The 21571-nt window shown below is 72.0% G+C and carries 17 protein-coding genes; 13 read left to right on the forward strand and 4 right to left on the reverse strand.

The features are described 5' to 3' along the window. Positions 1–89 precede the first annotated feature (89 nt). Both ACFXOA_RS24955 and ACFXOA_RS24960 read left to right on the forward strand, forming a co-directional pair. Complete coding sequence (locus tag ACFXOA_RS24955) at positions 90–1445, forward strand: hypothetical protein (protein ID WP_385032689.1); 1356 nt, start codon at positions 90–92, stop codon at positions 1443–1445. A 331-nt stretch (positions 1446–1776) separates the two neighbouring features. Continuing rightward, on the forward strand, positions 1777–2823 hold the full coding sequence (locus ACFXOA_RS24960; RefSeq protein WP_385032692.1) for an NAD(P)-dependent alcohol dehydrogenase: 1047 nt from the start codon (positions 1777–1779) through the stop codon (positions 2821–2823). A gap of 142 nt (positions 2824–2965) precedes the next feature. Here ACFXOA_RS24960 and ACFXOA_RS24965 read toward each other — a convergent pair whose 3' ends face one another. Continuing rightward, entirely contained in the window at positions 2966–4537 is a 1572-nt protein-coding gene (locus ACFXOA_RS24965) for an alpha/beta hydrolase (RefSeq protein ID WP_385032695.1), read from the reverse strand. 126 nt (positions 4538–4663) lie between these two features. Then, complete coding sequence (locus ACFXOA_RS24970; RefSeq protein WP_385032698.1) at positions 4664–5695, reverse strand: Rv2578c family radical SAM protein; 1032 nt, start codon at positions 5693–5695, stop codon at positions 4664–4666. 148 nt (positions 5696–5843) lie between these two features. On the opposite strand from ACFXOA_RS24970, the gene ACFXOA_RS24975 reads away from it, so the two are divergent. Further along, positions 5844–6314, forward strand: coding sequence for an SRPBCC family protein (locus ACFXOA_RS24975; protein ID WP_385032700.1), 471 nt, complete (start codon positions 5844–5846; stop codon positions 6312–6314). Positions 6315–6513: 199 nt separating this feature from the next. After that, on the forward strand, positions 6514–8970 hold the full coding sequence (locus tag ACFXOA_RS24980) for an MFS transporter (RefSeq protein WP_385032703.1): 2457 nt from the start codon (positions 6514–6516) through the stop codon (positions 8968–8970). 290 nt (positions 8971–9260) lie between these two features. Here the strand turns inward: ACFXOA_RS24980 and ACFXOA_RS24985 are convergent, their stop codons facing one another. Beyond that, positions 9261–10154, reverse strand: coding sequence for a LysR family transcriptional regulator (locus ACFXOA_RS24985; RefSeq protein WP_385032706.1), 894 nt, complete (start codon positions 10152–10154; stop codon positions 9261–9263). A gap of 126 nt (positions 10155–10280) precedes the next feature. On the opposite strand from ACFXOA_RS24985, the gene ACFXOA_RS24990 reads away from it, so the two are divergent. The 9 genes from ACFXOA_RS24990 to ACFXOA_RS25030 all read left to right on the forward strand — a co-directional run bounded on the left by ACFXOA_RS24990 (position 10281) and on the right by ACFXOA_RS25030 (position 21169). Then, on the forward strand, positions 10281–11282 hold the full coding sequence (locus ACFXOA_RS24990) for an aldo/keto reductase (RefSeq protein WP_385032709.1): 1002 nt from the start codon (positions 10281–10283) through the stop codon (positions 11280–11282). Positions 11283–11470: 188 nt separating this feature from the next. After that, positions 11471–12304, forward strand: coding sequence for a M55 family metallopeptidase (locus ACFXOA_RS24995; protein WP_385032712.1), 834 nt, complete (start codon positions 11471–11473; stop codon positions 12302–12304). Then, entirely contained in the window at positions 12297–13640 is a 1344-nt protein-coding gene (locus tag ACFXOA_RS25000) for a M20/M25/M40 family metallo-hydrolase (protein ID WP_385032715.1), read from the forward strand. Before ACFXOA_RS24995 ends, ACFXOA_RS25000 begins: the two co-directional genes overlap by 8 nt. 88 nt (positions 13641–13728) lie before the next feature. Further along, positions 13729–15723, forward strand: coding sequence for a prolyl oligopeptidase family serine peptidase (locus ACFXOA_RS25005; protein ID WP_385032718.1), 1995 nt, complete (start codon positions 13729–13731; stop codon positions 15721–15723). Next, complete coding sequence (locus tag ACFXOA_RS25010; protein WP_385032721.1) at positions 15720–16664, forward strand: LD-carboxypeptidase; 945 nt, start codon at positions 15720–15722, stop codon at positions 16662–16664. The genes ACFXOA_RS25005 and ACFXOA_RS25010 overlap by 4 nt, the downstream gene beginning before the upstream one ends. Positions 16665–16819: 155 nt before the next feature. Continuing rightward, positions 16820–18607: a CocE/NonD family hydrolase gene (locus ACFXOA_RS25015; protein WP_385032724.1), complete on the forward strand. Its 1788-nt coding sequence runs from the start codon at positions 16820–16822 to the stop codon at positions 18605–18607. 117 nt (positions 18608–18724) lie between these two features. Continuing rightward, the gene (locus ACFXOA_RS25020) at positions 18725–18958 is read left to right on the forward strand and encodes a DUF1049 domain-containing protein (RefSeq protein ID WP_385032726.1); all 234 of its coding nucleotides are present in this window, start codon (positions 18725–18727) and stop codon (positions 18956–18958) included. A gap of 137 nt (positions 18959–19095) precedes the next feature. Beyond that, positions 19096–20184 carry a glutamate--cysteine ligase gene (locus tag ACFXOA_RS25025; protein WP_385032729.1) on the forward strand — a complete coding sequence of 363 codons (1089 nt, stop codon included), beginning with the start codon at positions 19096–19098 and terminating at the stop codon, positions 20182–20184. Positions 20185–20266: 82 nt separating this feature from the next. Beyond that, positions 20267–21169, forward strand: a complete 903-nt coding sequence (locus ACFXOA_RS25030) for an arginase family protein (protein WP_385032732.1) — start codon at positions 20267–20269, stop codon at positions 21167–21169. Between the two features lie 11 nt (positions 21170–21180). On the opposite strand, the gene ACFXOA_RS25035 is transcribed toward ACFXOA_RS25030, so the two are convergent. Further along, positions 21181–21534, reverse strand: coding sequence for a VOC family protein (locus ACFXOA_RS25035; RefSeq protein ID WP_385032735.1), 354 nt, complete (start codon positions 21532–21534; stop codon positions 21181–21183). Positions 21535–21571 lie beyond the last annotated feature (37 nt).

Genomic DNA, 21571 nt, shown 5'->3' on the forward strand with positions numbered 1-21571 from the left:
CCTCGACGGCCGCACGGCCGACCCGGCGGACCGAAACCGGCCCTCCTCACCCGTGCAACCATCCGCCGATCTCCGCTGTCTTGATCCCCGTGAAGAAGACGCTCATCGCCTTTGCCGCCGCACTCGGCGCGCTCGCCGCCGTCACCGGCCCGGCCGCGGCCCCCCCCGCGGCCGCCTCCGACGCCCTGTGGCTCTGGTCCGACCCGTACGAGCTCACCCTCCCGGGCCCGTCCGAGGACGGCTCCCCCGCACCGTCGCAGTCGCTGACCGTGCAGATCAGCCACGACAACACGGCGACCACCGTGCCGGCCGGCACGCTCACCGTCGACGCCTCCGGAGTCGCCTCGTTCGCCGAGGTCACCTGGCCCGCGAACTGCCGCCCGGAGAACGAGACCACCGCCGTCTGCACCACCCCCGAACTCCCCGGCGGCGCCAACGCCCCCGCCGCGCGGATCGGCCTGACCACCAAGCCGGGCGCCACCGACGGCAACGACGGCTACATCCGCTACACCGCCCAGGCCGGCGGCATGAACGCCTACCCGGGCGAGACCTACGTCGCCGTCAACGACGGCCCCGCGCTCGGCCTCACCCAGGCCGAGTACCGCACCGGCATGGCCCCCGACCAGCCCTTCGACTCCTCCGTCGTCCTCGGCAACCAGGGCAACCGCACCGCCGACCGCACCCTGCTCACCGTCTTCACCTCCCGCGGCATCCGCCTCGGCATGTCCGTCCCCTCCAACTGCGAGTCCACGAACGCCGTCACCGGCCGTACGTTCCTCTGCGTCCTGGACGAGCGGACGACCCCGGGCTCGTACCACTCCCTCCCGCTGAAGTTCCGCACCAAGGACATAGCCCTTTTCGACCGCGTCGACTACTCGGCCCAGCCCTACTCGGAGCAGGCGCTCGCCGAGGCCCGCACCGGCCGCGCCTTCACGCCGGGTGCCGGCCCGGAGCTGAACCTCACCCCGGCCGCCGCCCCCTCCGACGAGCTCCAGCCGTACCGCAGCTTCACGGTGAAGACCGTCAACCAGGCCGACTACCGTCTGACCGCCTCCACCGTCTCCGGCGCGGCCGGCGACACCGTCCCCGCCACCGTCACCGTCCACAACGCGGGCCCCGCCTGGGTCGCCTCCCTCGGCGCGGGCGAACCCGCCGCGACCGTCGACATCGACATCCCCGCCGGCACATCGGTCGCCTCCGCACCCGACACCTGCTGGTCCCGGTCCGAGACGCGCTACCGCTGCAACACCCCCATCTACCTCACCGAATCCGGCAAGGCCGCCGCCCACACCTTCCCCTTCACCCTCCACATCGACGAGGTCGTCCCGGACGCCACCGCCCGAGCCGCCGTCTACAACGACGCCTACGAGCCCGCCGTCCGCACCTTCGACCCCGACCTGACGAACAACACGGCCACCCTGACCGTGAACCCGTCGACGAGCTGACGCACACCGCCTCCGGCTGCCCGGCCCGACCCCTGCTCCGGCCCTGTACGAGCCGGGCGGCCCTGAGCGGACGCACCTCGAGGGTGGCGATCCGCTCGTCGGCAGGGGCGGCCGGCGCGCCGCGCGGTTCGCCATGGCGCTCAGCCGCAATCGGCCCGTTTCCGGCCACTGCGGGCACCGGGACGTCACCCGTCGCGAGCGTCCACGAGCCAGGCGCGCCGGGTCCCCCTCCCGGTATCCGGGTGCGGCACGAGGGCCGGTGTGACCCTGACGGCCGGGTAGGAGGCACAGTGGAGGAGAACCACCCCACCTTTGAGGAGATCCTTTCCGGATGACTGTCACCACCGTCGCCGCATACGCCGCCCCCGCCCCCAAGGCCCCGCTGGAGCGCACGACCGTGCCGCGCCGCCCGGTCGGCGAGTACGACGTACTGATCGACATCAAGTACGCCGGGATCTGCCACTCGGACATCCACCAGGCACGCAACGGCTGGGGCGAGGGCATCTTCCCGATGGTGCCCGGCCACGAGATCGCGGGCGTCGTCGCCGAGGTCGGTCCGGGCGTGACGAAGTTCCAGGTCGGCGACCGCGTCGGCGTCGGCTGCATGGTCGACTCGTGCCGTACGTGCGAGAACTGCCTGGCCGGTCTGGAGCAGTACTGCTCCGAGGGCAACATCGGCACGTACAACGCCGTCGGCAAGGACGGCGAACCCACCTACGGCGGGTACTCCACCCACATCGTGGTCGACGAGAACTACACCCTGCGCATCCCCGAGGGCATCGCCCTCGACGAGGCGGCACCGCTGCTCTGCGCGGGCATCACCACGTACTCGCCGCTCGCCCACTGGAAGGCCGGCCCCGGCAAGAAGGTCGCGATCGTCGGCCTCGGCGGCCTCGGGCACATGGGTGTCAAGATCGCGCACGCACTCGGTGCCGAGGTGAGCGTGCTCAGCCAGACGCTGCGCAAGGAGGCCGACGGGCTGAAGCTGGGCGCCGACCACTACTACGCGACCAGCGACCCCAAGACGTTCGAGCAGCTCAAGGGCTCGTTCGACCTGATCATCTCCACCGTCTCGGCACCCCTGCCGCTGGACGCGTACCTCGCGCTGCTCAAGACCGACGGCGCCATGGTGAACGTCGGAGCGCCGGAGGAGCCGGTCTCGCTGAACCTGTTCTCCGTCATCGGAGGCCGCAAGACCCTCGCGGGTTCCGGGATCGGCGGGATCCGCGAGACGCAGGAGATGCTCGACTTCTGCGCGCGGCACGCGCTCGGCGCGGAGATCGAACTGATCCGGGCGGACCAGATCAACGAGGCGTACGAGCGGGTGCTCGCCAGCGACGTGCGCTACCGCTTCGTGATCGACACCGCCACCATCTGAGCCCTCGGGGCACCGAAGCCCCCGCCAGGTCCTCGTCGGCAGGTGCCGCGCCCCGGCACGCACGCCGGGGCGTACGGGGGAGTGTGCCGCGTGAAGCACGCGGCACACTCCCGGCGTACGCCCCCGGCGGGCCCGGCGCGGATCAGCCCCGGAAGCCCAGCAACCCGTGCAGGGTGCTGCCCTTCGTGTTCGCGCCCGCCTTCGTGGCCGTGGCCGCCTTCGGCTCCGGCAGAGCGTCGCAGACCGCGTCCGGGCCGCTGCCCGGGGCTGCCGGGAGGGTGCCGTCCGTCAGGTAGCGAACCAGGTGCCTGTCCAGGCAGGCGTTGCCGCTCAGCGTGATGCCGTGGTTGCCGCCGCCCTGCTCGACCACGAGTCCGGAGCCCTTGAGTGCGCGGCTCATGGTGACGCCGCCCTCGTACGGGGTGGCCGCGTCATCCGTGGCCTGGAGGACCAGGGCGGGGCCGATCTCGTCGTTGGTGACCCGCAGGGGCTCCAGCGGCTCCACGGGCCAGGTGGCACACGGGGCGTTGTACCAGGTGTTGTTCCATGACATGAAGGGCGCCTTGGCGTGTGCCCGCCAGGTGTCGCCGCGCCAGTCGCTCCAGTCCCGCGGCCAGCCGGCGTCGCGGCACTGCACCGCCGTGTAGACGGAGTACCCGTTGTCCCCGCTCCGGTCGACCTCGGCGAAGTCCTTGTACGCCGTCGCGAGCGCGTCCTCGTCCTTGTCGTTGACGTAGGCGGCGAACGCCTCCGCCAGGCGCGGCCAGTAGCCGTTGTAGTAGCCGCCGGGCATGAACGTGTCCTCGAGCTCGGAGGGGCCCACCCTTCCGGCCGCGGGGCGCTTCCTCACCGCGTCCCGCATGGCGTACCAGGCGGCCTCCACGGCCGCCGGGTCCTTGCCGAGGCGGTACGTCGCGTCGTTCTTCGCGACCCACGCGGCGAAGGCCTTGTGCCGGGCGTCGAACGCGTGGTCCTGCCCCAGGTTGTCCTCGTACCAGACCCCGTCCGGGTCGACGACCGAGTCCAGGACCAGGCGGCGGGTGTGCTCGGGGAACAGCTTGGCGTAGACCGCGCCGAGATAGGTGCCGTAGGAGTAGCCGAAGTAGTTGATCCGCTTCGCGCCCAGCGCCCGGCGGATGACGTCCAGGTCCTTCGCGGCGCTGACGGTGTCCATGTACGGCAGCAGGTCGCCGTGCTTCTCGCCGCACGCGGCGGCGAACGACGCGGCCCGGTTGCGGGACGTCCGCTCCGACGCGGCGGAGTCCGGCACCGAGTCCGGGCGCACCGGGGCGAAGTACTTCGGCAGGCAGTCCAGGGCGGGCCGGCTCTTCCCGACCCCACGGGGGTCGAACCCGATCACGTCGTACTGGGCGGCGAGCTTCTTCGGCAGCGAGGCGGCCACGAAGCCGGCCATGGAGAGCCCGCTGCCGCCCGGCCCGCCGGGGTTGACCAGCAGTGGGCCCTGAGACTTCTTCGCCGTGTGAGGGATGCGGGAGAGCGCGAGGGTGACCGGCCTGCCTGACGGGTTGTCATGGTCGAGCGGGGCGGTGACCGTCGAGCACTGCAGCCTGGGATACGCCTTCGTCCCGCAGGCGGTCCACTTGAGCGGGGCGGCCGCGGGCGCCGCCGCGGCGGCTGGGGTGAACGGCGCGGCGGTCACCAGACCCGCGACCGTGGCGCCGACCGCGACAAGAATTCCTGAACGTTTCGTCATGGGGCCTCCCGTGATGGGCAACGCGGCTGTGGGTGGCACAGCCCCGCCGCATGCTTCCCGTATCCGGGGCCGGGGGGACGCGTGAGGCCGAGAGTTGACCCGTTCGGGGCCGGGAGGCGGAGGCGGTCAGAGCAGACTCAGCTGGGTGGGGCCGCTCGCGGGAGCTCCTGGCGTCCGGGGCGCGGCGCGGTGTGCGCCGCCGCGGTCCGCCGGGCCGATGCCGAACTCGGCGGCGAACTCGTGGACACGGCGGGTGACGGCCCGCTGGTACCAGGTCGGCGCGTACGCCCCGTCCGCGTACATCCGGTCGTACCGCTCCACGAGATGCGGATGGTGGCGTCCGAGCCAGGCCATGAACCACTCGCGGGCACCTGGGCGCAGATGGAGTACGAGCGGGGTCACGGAGGTGGCCCCGGCGGCGGCGATGGCGCGGACCGTCTCGCGCAGCTGCTCGGGGCTGTCGCAGAGGAAGGGGATCACGGGCGCCATCAGCACCCCGCAGCCGATCCCGCTGTCCGCGAGGGCGCGCACGACGTCCAGCCGGCGCCCGGGCGACGGAGTGCCTGGTTCGACGGTGCGCCACAGCTCGGTGTCGGTGAACCCCACGGACACGGAGACGCCGACCTCGGTGACCTCGGCGGCCTGCCGGAGCAGATCGAGGTCCCGGAGGATCAGGGTGCCCTTGGTCAGCACGGAGAAGGGGTTCGCGTGGTCACGCAGGGCCCCGATGATGCCGGGCATCAACCGGTAGCGGCCTTCCGCCCGCTGGTAGCAGTCGACGTTGGTGCCCATGGCGATGTGCTGGCCGTGCCACCGGTCGGAGGAGAGGTGGCGGCCCAGCAGTTCGGCGGCGTTGACCTTCACGACGATCTGGGAGTCGAATCCGAGGCCGGTGTCCAGGTCCAGGTAGCCGTGGGTCCGGCGGGCGAAGCAGTAGACACACGCGTGCGTGCAGCCCCGATACGGATTCACCGTCCACTCGAACGGCATGCGGGACGCCCCGGGGACGCGGTTCACGATCGAACGGGCCCGGATCTCGTGAAAGGTGATCCCCCTGAACTCAGGGGTGTCGAAGGTGCGCGTCGTCACCGCGTCCGCGGCGAAGAGGGCACCGTCCGTGCTGTTCGTGGTGTTCTCTGCCAGATTGTCCCAGCGCATGGACGCCTCCTCGGTAGTACTGCGCAGAGAATAGAACACTTGTTCCCTTGATCGTGCGGGGCTCGGTCCGGGGGCCGATTTTGAGGGGCCGTGCCCGAGGTGGTTGGCTCGGCAGCACCCCGAACAACCGAGTGCTGGAGGAGCAGGCATGGCGCAGGTCGAGGCCACGACGGAGCGGATCATCGCGGCGGACGCAGATACGGTGTTCGACGCGCTCGCCGACTACAAGGAGGTCCGCGGCAAGGTGCTCACCGGGCACTTCAGTGAGTACGAGGTCCGCGAGGGCGGGGACGGTGAAGGCACTCTCGTCCACTGGAAGCTCCAGGCCACCAGCAAGCGTGTCCGCGACTGCCTGCTCGACGTCACGGAGCCTGGCGGCGCCTCCCATGCCGGAGGCTACGGGGGAGGGCAGCTGGTTGAGAAGGACCGCAACTCCACGATGGTCACCACCTGGACGGTCACCCCGGCGGGTGAGGGCAGGTCCAAGGCGGTCGTCACCACCGTCTGGAAGGGTGCGGGCGGCATCGGCGGCTTCTTCGAGAAGACCTTCGCCCCCAAGGGCCTCGGACGGATCTACGCCGAGCTGCTGCAGAACCTGGCGCGCGAGGTCGAGAAGTAGCCTCGCCCGTACCCCTGTTGGCGTCACGCCGGCCTCACCGGAACGGGTGGTTTTCCGGAGTGGCCGGTTGTGCGCCGTAGCGCCTCCCACCGGCGCATAAGCCGTTTGAGTGCGCCGTGCGTGCGCCCGGTCGCGTTTGCCCCCTCTTGCTCGCTGATGCGAGAAATGAGCGGCGCAGCTGCGACGAGGGGAGCGTCACGTGGTGGGTGGGATCACTCTGGTGAAGGACGAGGGCGGAACCGAGTACGGGCCGCCCGGGGAGGCGGACGTCTCCGGCGGGCCGGAGTACGGACCGCCCCCGCCGGCTCTGTCCGGGCCGGCCGCGCCGTCCCCCGACCTCGGCCCCCGCAGGGTGAGGCTCGTCTTCCTCGGGCTGATGCTCACCCTGCTGCTCGCGGCCCTCGACCAGATGATCGTCGCCACCGCGCTGCCGAAGATCGTCGGTGAACTCCACGGGCTGGACAAGATGTCCTGGGCCGTCACCGCGTATCTCCTGGCCTCGACGATCGGTCTTCCGATCTACGGCAAGCTCGGCGACCTCTTCGGCCGCAAGGGCGTCTTCCAGTTCGCGATCATCGTCTTCGTCATCGGGTCCGCGCTCGCCGGCTGGTCGCGCACCATGGACGAACTCATCGCCTTCCGGGCGGTCCAGGGCATCGGCGGCGGCGGACTCATGATCGGGGTCCAGGCGATCATCGCCGACATCGTCCCCTCCCGGGAGCGCGGGCGCTACATGGGCCTCATCGGGGCGGTCTTCGGGCTGGCCTCGGTAGCCGGCCCGCTCCTGGGCGGCTTCTTCACCGACCACGCCTCCTGGCGGTGGTGCTTCTACATCAACGTGCCCTTCGGCATCGTGACCCTCGCCGTCATCGCGGTCGTGCTGAAACTCCCCAAGCCGGCGGTCCGTCCCCGACTCGACGTGCTGGGCGCGCTGTTGCTCGCCGTCGCGTCCACCTGTCTCGTCCTGCTCACCAGCTGGGGCGGCACCGAGTACGCCTGGGGCTCCAGGACGATCGTGGGACTCACCGCGGGCGCCGTCGTGACCACCCTGCTGTTCCTCGCCGTCGAACGCCGGGCCGCCGAACCGGTCATCCCGCTCAGGCTGTTCCGCGACTCGGTCTTCAACGTCACCTCGCTCGTGGGCGCGGTGATCGGGGTCGCGCTCTTCGGCGCGGCCAGCTACCTGCCGAGCTATCTCCAGATGGTCGAGGGGGTGTCGGCGACCGAGTCGGGGCTGCTGATGCTGCCGATGATGGGCGGCATCGTCATCTCCTCCGTCGTCTCGGGCCAACTCGTCTCGCGCACCGGCCGGTACCGCGTCTACCCCCTCGTCGGCGCGGCCGTCTCGGCCGTCGGCATGTGGCTGCTCTCCCGGCTGGACACGGACACCTCCTCGCTGGAGTACGGCCTCTGGCAGGCCGTACTGGGCATCGGGATCGGCCTGGTGATGTCCATCCTGGTGCTGGCGGTGCAGAACTCCGTACGCCCCTCCGACCTCGGGACGGCCACGAGCGCCCACAACTACTTCCGCCAGATCGGCGGAAGCGTCGGAGCCGCGATCTTCGGCACCCTGTTCGCGGGCCGCCTGGCCGACGCGCTCGGGGTACGGCTGCCCACCGGGGCCGATCTGCCGGACGCCGAGTCGATCACCCCCCAGTTGGTCCACACCATGGAACCGGCGCTGCGCGACGCGTACATCCAGGCGTACGCCGACGCCATGCCCCGGATCTTCCTGTACCTCGTGCCGGTGCTCCTGCTCGGCCTCCTCCTCGCTTTCTTCCTCAAGGAGAAACCTCTGGTGTCCCACCCCACCTCCCACACGGACGCCGATCCGTCCGTCACCCAGTCCATTCCCGCCGCCCGTACCGACCCGGGGCCGGCGCAGTCCGTGCCGACGCACGGGATCCCGGTGTGCGGCTGCGTCCAGCACTCCGACGGCACCAAGGTGGGCAGGGCCGCCCTCACCCTCATCGACGGTCAGGGGCGTCAGGTCGGACGCGGTGCGAGCGGCGACGACGGGTGCTACGCGCTGAACGCCCCGGCAGCGGGCGCCTATGTGCTGATCGCCGCGGCCGGTGGCCATCAGCCGCAGGCCGTCAGCGTCACGGTGGGCGAGCGACCGGTCGAGCTCGACGTGGTCCTGGGCGGGGCCGGACGGCTTGCCGGGGCGGTCCTCACCCCCGACGGCGCGCCTGTCAGGGACGCTGCCGTCACCCTCACCGACGTGCGGGGCGAAGTCGTCGCGACCACCCGTACAGGGCGCGAAGGCGCCTATGTCATCACCGAGTTGATCGCGGGGGAGTACACCCTCGCGGCCAGCGCCCCGGCCTTCCGTCCCGCGGCGCTCCCGGTCAGCGTGCAGGCGGCCCGGGAGACCAGGCAGGACATCGAACTCGCGGGAGGAGCCGTGCTGCGCGGCGTCGTCCGCGCGCCTGGCGGGCGTGCCGTCGAGGACGCGAGGGTCACGCTCCTGGACGCCGCGGGCAACGTGGTGAACACCCTCACCACCGGTGCCGACGGGGCCTTCCGGTTCGTGGACCTGTCGACCGGCGAGTACACGGTCATCGCCGCCGGCTACCCGCCGGTGGCCACCGTGCTCCAGCTCCCCGGTGGCGGGCGGACGGAGCGTGACCTGCAACTGGGGCACGAGGACTGAGGGACAGGGCCGCAGGGGTGTGCGGTGCGTCCGCACACCCCCGGTGCCACGGCAGCAGGCGCGTGGCCTCCGCCGTGAGGCCCTGGCCGACCTCGCTCCGTTCCGGCCAGGGGGCTCCGGGGGTCGGGGCACCGCGCCGGCGCACTCCGGGGGTGCGGTGTCCGGGCGGGCGCCGGGGAGGGGGCGCCGCCGCGTCCGGGGCGCGGGGGCGTCGGCAGGCTGTCCCGCTCGGCGCGGGGGCATCAACAGGCTGTCCCGCTCGGCGCGGGGGCGCCCGTGGGCCGTCCCGCTCAGTGCGGGCCGGACTCCCGCACCAGTCTCATCAGCTCCCGCGCCCCGGGGCTCAGGGCTCCGGCGGGCGGGAGCACCACCACGCTCTCGTAGAACCGGCTCCGGGAACCGGCGAGTTCCACCGCGACCAGGCCGCCCGCCTCCGGCTTGCGCGAGAAGTGGTGGGGTACGACGGCGATCCCCAGGCCCTCGTGCACCAGTTCCAGCAGGCTGTGCACGTCGCTGACCTCCAGTGCCACCGTGCGGCGCACGCCCGCCGCGGCGAAGGCCTCGTCCGCCGCCCGGCGGGGACCCCAGTCCGGATGGAAGTCGATGAACGACTCGCCGCGCAGATCCTCCCACCCGGGCGCCGCGTCCGCCCCGGCGAACCGGTGGCCCGGAGCGCACAGGACGACCATGGGTTCCCGCGCCAGCGGGACGAGTCCGCCCCGCCACTCGGGCGGGCTGACGGTCGCCGCGAAGGCGAGGTCCAGCCGCCCGCCCGCGACCCCTTCCAGCAGGCGGGACGTGCCCTCCTGGCGGAGCCGGATCTCCATGTGGGGGTGTTCCCGGTGGAAGGCCGCGAGCAGCCGGGCCGTGCTGACCCCGGCCACACACTGCTCCACCCCCAGCGTCAGGGTGCCGCGGAGCAGCCCTCGTACGGCGTCCACGGCGTCCCGTGCCGCCCGGGCGCCCGCCAGGGTGCGCTCCGCCTCGACCAGCAGGGCCGCCCCGGCCTCCGTCAGCCGCACCGAACGCGTGGTACGGCTGAACAGGGGCGTCCTCAGCTCCTGCTCCAGAGCGCGCACCGAAGCCGACAGACCGGACTGTGACACGGCGAGCCGCTCGGCCGCCCGGGTGAAATGCTGCTCCTCGGCGACGGCGACGAAGTGCTCCAGCTGACGCAGTTCCATGATTGAGCAACCTATCCGATCAATCCCAGCGGAATCTCCTGTTGGACCGCTGGATCGTTCTCCGCCAGGCTTGGGCACACCGCTCCGGACCCGGAGCGCTACGCCCTGCCCTCGTGGAGTGCCCGCATGTACCTTCCGTCCGCCGACCGCTACGACGCCATGCCCTACCGGCGCACCGGACGCAGCGGCCTGCTGCTGCCCGCGCTGTCGCTCGGTCTCTGGCACAACTTCGGAGGCGACCGGACCCCGGAGAGCCAGGGCGAGATCCTCCGCCGGGCCTTCGACCTCGGCATCACCCACTTCGACCTCGCCAACAACTACGGCCCGCCCCCCGGCTCCGCCGAGACCGCCATGGGACGCGCGCTGAAGTCGGACTTCGCGGGCCTGCGCGACGAGATCGTCATCTCCACCAAGGCCGGCTACCACATGTGGGAGGGGCCGTACGGGGAGTGGGGCTCCCGCAAGTACATGCGGTCCTCGCTGGACCAGAGCCTGACGCGGCTCGGTCTCGACTACGTCGACATCTTCTACTCGCACCGCTTCGACCCCGACACCCCGCTCGAGGAGACGATGGGCGCGCTCGACACGGCGGTGCGCCAGGGCAAGGCGCTCTACGCGGGAATCTCCAACTACTCCGCCGAGCAGACCCGCGAGGCCGCCCGCATCCTCGAGGAGCTGGGCACCCCCCTCCTCATCCACCAGCCGCGCTACTCCATGCTCGACCGCTGGGTGGAGGACGGACTGCTGGACACCCTGGACGAGCTCGGCAGCGGATCCATCGCGTACTCACCGCTGGAGCAGGGCATCCTGTCGGACCGTTACCTGAACGGCATCCCGGAGGGTTCGCGCGCGGCGGGCAGCAGCCCGTTCCTCTCCGCCGAGGCCGTCACCCCCGACCTGGTGAGCCGGCTGGGCGCGCTGAACGACCTGGCGCGCGAACGCGGCCAGTCCCTGGCCCAGATGGCCCTCGCCTGGGTCCTGCGCGGCGGGAGGGTCACCTCCGCCGTCGTCGGCGCGAGCAGCGTCGTCCAGCTGGAGAACAGCGTCGAGGCCGTACGCGGACTGGAGTTCGGCGAGGACGAGCTCGCCCGGATCGCCGAGCTGGTGAAGGGCACCGCCCGTCCCTGACGAGGGGCACCGCCCCGGGTCCTCCGCCGTACGGCCACCGTGCGGCGGAGGCTTCACCGGACTGGACCAGTGACAGATCATCAGGGCTCTGGCCCGGTGCTGTCCCGGCGCGTACGGTGATGCGGCACGAAGATCCTCCGGCCGGCGACGGCCGGAGGAGCGACCGACCAGCGACAGGACCGCGCACCGTGAAGATCCTCGTCAGCGCCGACATGGAGGGCGCCACCGGAGTCACCTGGCCGGCCGACGTGCTGCCGGGCACCCCGCAGTGGGAGAGGTGCCGTTCCCTCTTCACTTCCGACGTCAACGCGGCGGCCCTCGGATTCCTCGACGCCGGAGCGGACGAGGTGCTCGTCAACGAGGCGCACTGGACCATGCGCAACCTGCTGCTGGAGCGGCTCGACGAGCGGGTCCAGATGCTCACCGGCAAGCACAAGTCGCTCTCCATGGTCGAGGGGATCCAGCACGGGGACGTCGACGGCGTCGCCTTCGTCGGCTATCACACGGGTGCCGGGACGGAGGGCGTGCTCGCCCACACCTACCTGGCCAACTCCATCACCGGCGTCTGGCTGAACGGCGTCCGAGCGAGCGAGGGGCTGCTCAACGCCCATGTCGCGGCGGAGTACGGGGTCCCGGTCGTCCTGGTCACCGGCGACGACCTGACCTGCGCGGACGCCGCCGGGTACGCCCCGGACGCCCGTACGGTCGCGGTCAAGGACTACGTCTCGCGGTACGCCGCCGTGTGCCGCACCCCCGCACGGACCGCCGCCGACATCAGGGCTGCCGCAGCCGAGGCGACCGCGCTGGCCGTCCGACGTCCGCCGGTGACCGGTGGTTCCTACCGGGTGGAGCTGGAGTTCGACGCGGAGCACCTGGCGGCCGCCGCGACGGTGGTCCCGGGTGTGGCGGTGTGCGGCGAACGGCGCGTCGGCTACACCAGCAAGACGATGTACGAAGGTATTCGCACGTTCAAGGCGGTGACGACGATCGTGTCGGCCGCCGTGGAGGAGCAGTATGGCTGAGGCGGACCACCCCACCGGACCCGTCGACGAGCAGGCTCTCGCCGAATCGGTCACCTACACCTCCGAGCTCATCAGGATCGACACGTCCAACCGCGGCGACGGAGACTGCCGGGAGCGTCCCGCCGCCGAGTACGTCGCCGAGCGGCTCGCCGAGGCAGGACTGGAGCCCCGGCTCCTCGAGCGGACGCCGGGCCGGACCAACGTGGTCGCGCGGATCGAGGGCACCGACCCGTCGGCCGACGCCCTGCTGGTCCACGGTCACCTCGACGTGGTGCCCGCCCAGGCGGCCGACTGGACCGTGCACCCCTTCTCCGGTGAGGTACGCGACGGCGTCGTCTGGGGGCGCGGCGCGATCGACATGAAGAACATGGACGCCATGGTCCTCGCCGTCGTCCGGGCCTGGGCGCGTGCGGGCGTCCGGCCCCGCCGCGACATCGTGGTGGCCTACACGGCCGACGAGGAGGCCAGCGCGCACGACGGCGCGGGATTCCTGGCCGACCGGCACAAGGACCTCTTCGCGGGGTGCACCGAGGGCATCAGCGAGTCGGGGGCCTTCACCTTCCACGCCGGACCGGGGATGTCGCTCTACCCCATCGCGGCGGGGGAGCGCGGAACGGGATGGCTCAAGCTGACCGCCGAGGGCAGGGCAGGCCACGGATCCAAGGTAAACCGGGCCAACGCGGTCAGCAGGCTCGCCGCGGCCGTCGCCCGGATCGGCGAGTACGAGTGGCCGGTCAGGCTCACCCCGACGGTCCGCGCGGCCCTCGTCGAGATCGCCGCACTCCACCACATCCGGGTGGACCCCGACGCACCCGGCTTCGACGTCGACGAGGTCCTCGCGAAGCTCGGGCCGGCGGCCGCCCTGATCGCGCCGACCGTGCGCAACAGCACCAACCCGACGATGCTGGAAGCGGGTTACAAGGTCAATGTCATCCCCGGACATGCCACCGCCCGCATCGACGGACGGATGGTCCCCGGGGGCGAGGACGAATTCCACGAGACGCTCGACAGGCTGACCGGCCCCGGGGTCGACTGGGAGTTCGACCACCGGGAGATCCCGCTCCAGGCCCCCGTCGACTCGCCGACGTTCGCGAAGATGCGCACGGCCGTCGAGCTCTTCGACCCCGGCGCCCACGCCGTCCCCTACAGCATGTCCGGCGGCACCGACGCCAAGCAGTTCTCGCGCCTCGGGATCACCGGCTACGGCTTCTCCCCGCTGAAGCTGCCCGTCGGCTTCGACTACCAGGCACTCTTCCACGGCGTGGACGAACGGGTCCCCGTCGAGGCCCTGCACTTCGGTGTGAGGGTCCTGGACCACTTCCTGCGTCAGGCCTGACCCCGGACGCGTACGAACCGGCCGAACCGAACGCGGCGACGTGCTCCCACCGAGCTCCGCGCCCGACCGAAGAGGGGGAAACCCGACCATGGTGTCCACAGCGGCGTACGGCACGTGGCCGTCACCGATCGACGCGGCGCTCACCGCGTCCCACGACGGACGGCCCGAGTTCGTCGGAACGGTCGGCGACGAGGTGTGGTGGACGGAACCGCGCCCCGCGGAGGGCGGCCGCCGCGCCCTCGTACGCCGCACCGCCGACGGCACCATCCGGTCGGTGCTCCCCGAACCGTGGAACCCGCGCAGCCGGGTCATCGAGTACGGCGGGCTGCCCTGGGCGGGCGCGGCACGTGAGGACGGCGGCCCCCTCGTCGTCTTCGTCCACTTCCCCGACCAGCGGCTGTACGCCTACGCGCCGGACGGGCCCGACGAGCCGTGGCCGCTCACCCCGGTCTCCGCACTCGGCGGCGGACTGCGCTGGGTGGAGCCGCAGTTGCACCTCGACCGCGACGAGGTCTGGTGTGTGATGGAGGAGTTCACCGGTCCGTCGCCCACCGATGTCCGGCGGGTGATCGCCGCCGTACCGCTGGACGGGTCGGCGGCACGCGACCGCGGCTCCGTCCGCGAACTCAGCGACGACAGCCACAGGTTCGTCACCGGACCCAGGCTCTCCCCGGACGGCCGCCGGGCCGCCTGGATCGCGTGGGACCACCCGCGCATGCCGTGGGACGGTACCGTCGCGATGGTCGCCGACGTCCACGGGAGCGGCTTCGGGAACGCCCGCCCCCTGGCCGGTGGCGTGGACGAGTCGGTCGTGCAGGTCGAATGGGACCGAGACGGGACGCTGCTCTTCGTGTCCGACGCCGAAGGCTGGTGGGAGCTCCAGCGGATCAGCCCCGACGCGGCGGACGGCGGTGCCTCGCGCCACCGGCTCTGCGGCGGCCGGGACGAGGAGTTCGGCGGGCCGCTCTGGAGGATCGGCCTGCGATGGTTCCACCTCCTCGACAACGGCCTGATCGCGGTCGTCCACGGCCGTGGAACCACCTCCCTCGGAGTGCTCGACCCGGAGACCGGCGACCTCGTCGACGCCGTCGGCCCGTGGACCGCGTGGGCCGAGACGATCGCCGTCCAGGACACCAGGGTCGTCGGAATCGCCGCGAGCCCGCACACGTCGTACGAGGTCGTGGAGCTCGACACCGCCACCGGACACACCCGCGCCATCGGCGCGCCCCACCAGGACGCCGTCGACCCCGCCCTCTGCCCCGATCCGGTGATCCGCACCTTCGCCGGACCGGGGGGCCGGGAGATCCACGCCCATGTGTACCCGCCCCGGAACCCGGGCTTCACCGGACCCGAGGGCGAACTGCCGCCCTACGTCATCTGGGCGCACGGCGGGCCCACCGGCAGGTCGGCGCTCGTGCTCGACCTGGAGGTCGCGTACTTCACCTCCCGCGGGATCGGGGTCGCCGAGGTGAACTACGGCGGGTCCACCGGTTACGGCCGTGCCTACCGCGAACGCCTCCGGGAGCAGTGGGGCGTCGTCGACGTCGAGGACTGCGCCGCCGTCGCCGTCGGACTCGCGGAGGAGGGATCGGCGGACGCGGCGCGGCTGGCGATCCGTGGTGGAAGCGCCGGGGGCTGGACCGCCGCCGCCTCCCTGGTGCAGACCGACGTCTACGCCTGCGGATCCATCAGCTACCCGATCCTCGATCTCGCCGGCTGGGCGACCGGTGAGACGCACGACTTCGAGTCGCAGTACCTGGAGTCCCTCGTGGGCCCGTACGCCGAGGTGCCCGAGCGCTACCACGAACGCTCGCCCGTGCACCACACGGACCGCCTCACCGCGCCGTTCGTCCTGCTCCAGGGGCTGGACGACCCGATCTGCCCGCCGGTCCAGTGCGAGCGCTTCCTGGCCGCGGTCGAAGGACGGGGCATCCCGCACGCCTACCTCGCCTTCGAGGGAGAGGGGCACGGATTCCGCCGTGCGGACACCGTCCGGCGCGCCCTGGAGGCGGAACTCTCCCTGTACGCCCAGACGTTCGGCCTCGACCGTACCGACGTCCCCCGGCTGGAGCTGCGGAAGTGACCCTGGAGCCCCTGACCCGCCCCGCCCGGCTCCGGCCCGGCGCCCGGGTCGCCGTCGTCGCGCCGAGCGGGCCCGTACCGGCCGACCGCCTGGAGCGCGGTCTCGACCTCCTGCGCGGCTGGGACCTCGACCCCGTCGTGGCGCCGCATGCCCGCGACACCCACCCGCGACTGGGGCACCTCGCCGGGACGGACGAGCACCGCGCCGCGGATCTCCAGGAGGCGTGGTGCGACCCGTCCGTGGACGCCGTGCTGTGCGCCCGGGGCGGGTACGGCGCCCACCGGATGGTCGACCTGCTCGACTGGGCCGCCATCCGGGCCGCCGGGCCGAAGGTGTTCGTCGGCTACAGCGACATCACCGTGCTGCACGAGGCGTTCGCGCTGCGGGCCGGCTTCTCGACCCTGCACGGCCCCATGATCGGTACCGAGGTCTTCCTCAAGGACTCGCCCACCCAGCAGGCGCTCCGCACCACCCTGTTCGAGCCGGAGGCGGTGCGCACCATCGGCCTCGGCACGGCGGTGGCCCTCGTGCCGGGCACCGCCCGGGGCGTCACCTACGGCGGTTGCGTCAGCCTGCTCGCGGCGGACGCGGGGACGCCCGGGGCGCGGACGTCCGCCGAGGGAGGGCTCCTGGTCATCGAGGACACGGGGGAGGAGCCGTACCGGCTCGACGGCATCCTCACCCGGCTGCTCCGGATCGGAGCTCTGGAAGGCGTGGCGGCGGTGGTGTGCGGCTCCTGGGAGGGGTGCGGGCCCTACGAGGGGGTGCGGGCGGTGCTCGCCGACCGGCTCGGCGGCCTCGGGATCCCGGTCGTGGAGGAGCTGGGCTTCGGGCACGGCCCCACGGCGCTGACCGTACCGCTCGGCGTGCCGGCGGTGCTTGACGCGCCCGCGGACGGCCGCCGGTGCACCCTCACGTTCGAGGTGCCCGCGCTGGTGTGAGGACCGGGGGGCGGGCCGTCGTCCTCGCGAGCGGCCGGCGTCCGCTGCGGCGGGACACCATCCGGAAACTCGGCTCCCGTGCGTTGACAGCGGTATGAGCTGTGTCACAGCATGGGCCGGGCCCGGTACTTACCGGTCGGTAGGGTGTCCTCGCTGTGGAGGTCCATGTGTCGCGTGCTGTGCCCAGATTCCGCCGTCCGCTCACCTTGATCGCCGGGGCGGCCCTGGTCGTCCCACTCGCCCTGACGGCCACTCAGCCCGCCGTGGCGGCCGACGGGTACACGGTCACCCCGCTGGAGTTCACCGTCCGAGCCGGAGACCGGTCCTGCACCGTCGACGCCGACCTCTACCGGCCGGACGGCGTCGACGCACAGCACCCCGCCCCGGCGGTCCTCGCGACGAACGGCTTCGGCGGCAGCAAGGACGACGGCTCCACCGACGTCATCGGCGCGTCCTTCGCCCGGCGCGGCTACGTCTCCCTCGTCTACTCGGGTCTGGGCTTCGGCAGGTCCGGCTGCCTGATCACGCTGAACGACCCCGCGATCGACGGCGAGGCGGCCTCCGGGCTGGTCGACTTCCTCGCCGGAACCCGCGCCGCCGACGACGGCACCCGGGCCGACTACGTCAGCTCCGACGCGCCGGGCGACCCGGTGGTCGGCATGATCGGCGGTTCCTACGGCGGGGCCATCCAGATGGCCACGGCCTCCACCGACCACCGGGTGGACGCCCTCGTCCCGCTCATCACCTGGAACGACCTCGCGTACTCGCTCGCCCCCAACGCGACCGGTGCGGCCCGGGGCGTGACCTCCGGCACGCCCGGCGTCTTCAAATGGCAGTGGAGCAACGGCTTCTACCTGATGGGTGAGGGGCAGCCCCTGCTGGTGCCGAGTCTGGACCCCTCGCGCTTCGGCAGCCTCTCCTGCCTCCACTTCGCGGCTCAGGCCTGCGACACCGTCCGCCTCCTGAACTCCGGCCGCTACCCGGCCGCGGCCACCCAGGAGATGCTGACGTACGCGCGCGGTGTCTCGCCGGTCTCCTACCTGTCCGGGGTCACGGCCCCCACCCTGCTGGTCCAGGGCCAGGCGGACAGCCTCTTCAACCTCAACGAGGCCACCGCCACCTACCGGACGCTCGAGGCCCAGGGCACCGAGACGAAGATGATCTGGCAGGCCTGGGGCCACAGCGGCGGCTCCGTGCCCGGTGAACTCGACCTCGGCCAGGGCAATCTGGAGACCAGCTACGTCGGGCAGCGCATCCTCTCCTGGTTCGACCGCTACCTCCGGCACGACGAAAGCGCGGGCACCGGACCCGAGTTCGCCTACTACCGCGACTGGGAGAGCGGATACGGTACGGCGGCAGCCGTACCGGCCCTGTCCCGCACCGTGTACCTCTCCGGCGACGGCTCCCTCGTGGACAGCCGCTCGAAGGTCACCCGGGGCAGTCGCGGGTACACCAACCTGCCGCTGCCGACCAGTCACTCCGAGAGCTCCCTCGCCGGACTCATCGGCCTGCCCGACCCGGCCCCGTACGACACCAAGGGCACCCACCTCGCCTGGACCGGTGCCCCGCTGGCCGCCCCCGTGGACGTCGTGGGAGCGCCGAAGGCCGGCCTGAAGGTCGTCTCACCGAAAACGGAACGGGTCCAGAACAGTGGGGACGCGGCGGACAGGCTCGTGCTGTTCGCGAAGCTGTACGACGTCGCACCCGACGGCACCCAGAAGCTGGTGAACCGGCTGGTCGCCCCGGTGCGTGTCCCCGACGTCACCCGCCCCTTCACCGTCGAGCTGCCCGGCATCGTGCACCGGTTCGAGGCCGGACACCGGATGCGCTTCGTGATCGCGGGGAGTGACACGGCGTACTTCGGCAACCGGGGGATCAAGCCCGTGACCGTGGTCAGCGCCCCGCAGGACACGGGAGTGCTGGAGCTGCCCGTCGTCGGCTGACCGTCACCCGTACGGCCCCGCTCCACCGCACCCCGGACCTCCCGTCGGGTCATCCTGAGGTCCGGGGTGCCGCTGTTCCGGCCCCGGCACCAGGAACCGGCGAAAGGGCGGGCCGTCATGAGTCCCAAGGATGTGTCCAGCGAGTCCAAGGGCGCCTTCGCTCCCGCCAGGATCGCCGTCATCGTGCTGGCCGCCCTGGCGATCGTCTTCATCTGCGTGAACACCGACGAGGTCACCATCCGCGTGATCATTCCCAAGGTGACCATGCCCCTCTGGGCCGCCCTGCTCGGTGTCTTCGTGGTGGGCGGGCTCTGCGGGGCCTACCTGTTCCGCAGCAGATCCTCCCGGTAGCGCGCTCCTCCCGTCGTCCACCCCCCACCGGCCGTGCCCCGCGACAGGGCCGGCCTGATCGGTGCCACCGGGGGTACGCGGGGGTCAGCGGGCACCACGACGGTCGGACGTCCGCGGTCGGCGGAGAGGATGAGGGCGTGCGGACTGTCGGAGTCGAGGAAGAACTCCTGCTCGTCGATGAGGAGAGCGGCGAACCAAGGGCCCTGTCCACGGCGGTGTTGGCCCTCGCCGAACGCCGGGCCGAGGGCGACTCGGTATTCGAGAGCGAACTGCACGACCAACAGCTGGAGTTCGCGACCGAGCCGCGCGACGCCATGGACGAGCTGGCCCAGGAGATCCGCCGCTCGCGGGCGGAGGCGGACCGGAGCGCGGCCGAGGCGGGCGCCGCGGTGGCGGCCCTGGCGACCTCGCCGCTGCCGGTCGGACCTGCCATAGGGCAGGGAGAGCGCTACCGGTGGCTGGCCGAGAAGTTCGGTCTGACGGCGCAGGAGCAGCTGACCTGCGGCTGCCACGTCCATGTGTCGGTGGAGTCGGACGAGGAGGGCGTGGCGGTGCTCGACCGGGTACGGGACTGGCTTCCCGTCCTGCTCGCCCTCAGCGCCAATTCCCCCTTCTGGCAGGGCCAGGACAGCGAGTACGACAGCTATCGCAGCATGGTCTGGGGGCGCTGGCCCTCGGCGGGACCCGTTGAGGTGTTCGGATCGGCGGACCGCTATCACGAGCAGGTCCGGGCGCTGATCGACACCGAGGTGCTGCGCGACGAGGGGATGATCTACTTCGACGCACGGCTCTCGCACCGCTATCCCACCGTGGAGATCAGAGTCGCCGACGTCTGTCTCGACCCCGCGGACACCGTTCTGCTGGCCACCCTGGCCCGCGGTCTGGTGGAGACGGCCGCACGAGCCTGGAAGGCGGGTGAGCCGCCGTCCGCGGTCCCGGTCGGCGTCCTGCGGATGTCCGCGTGGCAGGCCGCCCGCTCGGGCCTCGACGGCAGACTGCTGCATCCGCTGACCATGCGCCCCGAGCCCGCGGCCGACGTCGTACGAGCCCTGCTCGACCACGTCGGCGACGCGCTGGAGGACTGCGGTGACGTCCGAAGGGCGGAAGAGGGCATGCGGGCCGTCCTCACGAGGGGCACCGGGGCCCGTGCCCAGCGCGAGCTGCTCTCCCGCTCGGACGGTCTGCGCGACGTGGTGAGGGAGTGCGTCGCCAGGACGCGTGGCTGAGATCCGTCCGGCGGTGAGGGATGTCCACGGGGCCTCCGCGAACGGGCTGACACGCGGCGGCCGGTGAGGTGAGGATGGACGCATGCGTACCCGTGTCGTGCTCGACGCCCCGTCGAACCTGGGGCTGCGGCCTCCCGCCCCCGGAACGGTGCCGGGCTGCTACAAACTCGCCGGTGCGCTCCGTGAGCGGCGTATCGTCCAGCGTCTCGGGGCGCTGGAGGGCGGTGTCGTCGTACCGCCCCGCTACGACCGCGGGGACTGGCGCGAGGGAGACGGTGTCTTCCACGCGGACGCGATCGCCCGCTACACCCGCACGCTCGCCGACCGCATCGAGGGCCACGTCCGGGCGGGTGAACTCCTCGTGGTGCTCGGCGGGGACTGCTCGATCCAGCTCGGCGCGGCTCTCGCCCTGCGACGGATCGGCAGATTCGGACTCGCCGCGATCGACGGCTCGGCGGACTTCCGCCACCCGGGCAACAGCGAGCACGTCGGCGCGGCGGGCGGTGAGGAACTCGCCCTGTCCACCGGACGAGGACAGGCCGGCCTCTCCGATCTGGACGGCCTGGGCCCCTATCTCAAGGACGAGGACATCCGGTTGTTCGGAATGCGCGACGGTGACGAGGACCGCGCCGAGCTGACGGCCCTGAAGATCACTCACGCCACGGTCGGCGAGATCAGGGAGTGGGGCCCGGCCGAGATCTCCCGCGCGGTGGTGCGGACGCTGGAGGCGGACGTCCTCGACGGCTTCTGGGTGCACCTCGACGCGGACGTCCTCGACCCGGGTGTGATGCCCGCCGTCGACAGCCCGGACGACGGCGGGCTCCAGCCCCGTGAACTCGCTGCTCTCCTGGCCCCGTTGGTGCGGTCGCCCCGCTGCGTGGGGCTCAACGTCACGATCTACGATCCCGATCTGGATCCGGACGACACCGCGGGAGACCTCCTGGCCGACCTGGTCGTCGGCGCCTTCGCCGAAGAGGGGGCCTGACGGGCCCGGTCTCAGGCGGGCACGTTGCGGTCGACGTACTCGAAGACCGATCCGTCGGGGTGCAGGGCGATCAGATTGCGGCCGGCCGGTGTGGGCACCGGGCCGGCCACGATCCTCGCGCCCACCCTGGTCAGCGCGGTGTGCGCCTCGTCGACGTCCTTGACGGCGATCGTCGCGGAGACCTTGCGCAGGATCTCCAGCTCCGACTCCGGCCCGCTCATCAGGAGGAAGCACCCGATCGCGGCCACCGACACCCCGCCGCGCTCGAAGCGCAGTGCCGGAGTGCCGGTGAGGCCCTCGTAGAAGGCCACCGAGGCCTCCAGGTCGTCGACGCAGATGCGCAGCGTGGTTCCCAGGATCTCCATGCGTCCGAGGGTAGTTGCCTGCCCCGTGCGATGTGAT

It is taken from the genome of Streptomyces sp. NPDC059166 (genome assembly GCF_042755185.1).
GTDB lineage: Bacteria > Actinomycetota > Actinomycetes > Streptomycetales > Streptomycetaceae > Streptomyces.

Coding starts and splice junctions, on each gene's coding strand:
- ACFXOA_RS24960 (WP_385032692.1), top strand. CDS start 1,777: ATGACTGTCACCACCGTCGCCGCATACGCCGCCCCCGCCCCCAAGGCC.
- ACFXOA_RS24990 (WP_385032709.1), top strand. CDS start 10,281: ATGTACCTTCCGTCCGCCGACCGCTACGACGCCATGCCCTACCGGCGC.
- ACFXOA_RS24985 (WP_385032706.1), bottom strand. CDS start 10,154: ATGGAACTGCGTCAGCTGGAGCACTTCGTCGCCGTCGCCGAGGAGCAG.
- ACFXOA_RS25000 (WP_385032715.1), top strand. CDS start 12,297: ATGGCTGAGGCGGACCACCCCACCGGACCCGTCGACGAGCAGGCTCTC.
- ACFXOA_RS25030 (WP_385032732.1), top strand. CDS start 20,267: ATGCGTACCCGTGTCGTGCTCGACGCCCCGTCGAACCTGGGGCTGCGG.
- ACFXOA_RS24970 (WP_385032698.1), bottom strand. CDS start 5,695: ATGCGCTGGGACAATCTGGCAGAGAACACCACGAACAGCACGGACGGT.
- ACFXOA_RS24965 (WP_385032695.1), bottom strand. CDS start 4,537: ATGACGAAACGTTCAGGAATTCTTGTCGCGGTCGGCGCCACGGTCGCG.
- ACFXOA_RS25035 (WP_385032735.1), bottom strand. CDS start 21,534: ATGGAGATCCTGGGAACCACGCTGCGCATCTGCGTCGACGACCTGGAG.
- ACFXOA_RS24975 (WP_385032700.1), top strand. CDS start 5,844: ATGGCGCAGGTCGAGGCCACGACGGAGCGGATCATCGCGGCGGACGCA.
- ACFXOA_RS25005 (WP_385032718.1), top strand. CDS start 13,729: ATGGTGTCCACAGCGGCGTACGGCACGTGGCCGTCACCGATCGACGCG.
- ACFXOA_RS25020 (WP_385032726.1), top strand. CDS start 18,725: ATGAGTCCCAAGGATGTGTCCAGCGAGTCCAAGGGCGCCTTCGCTCCC.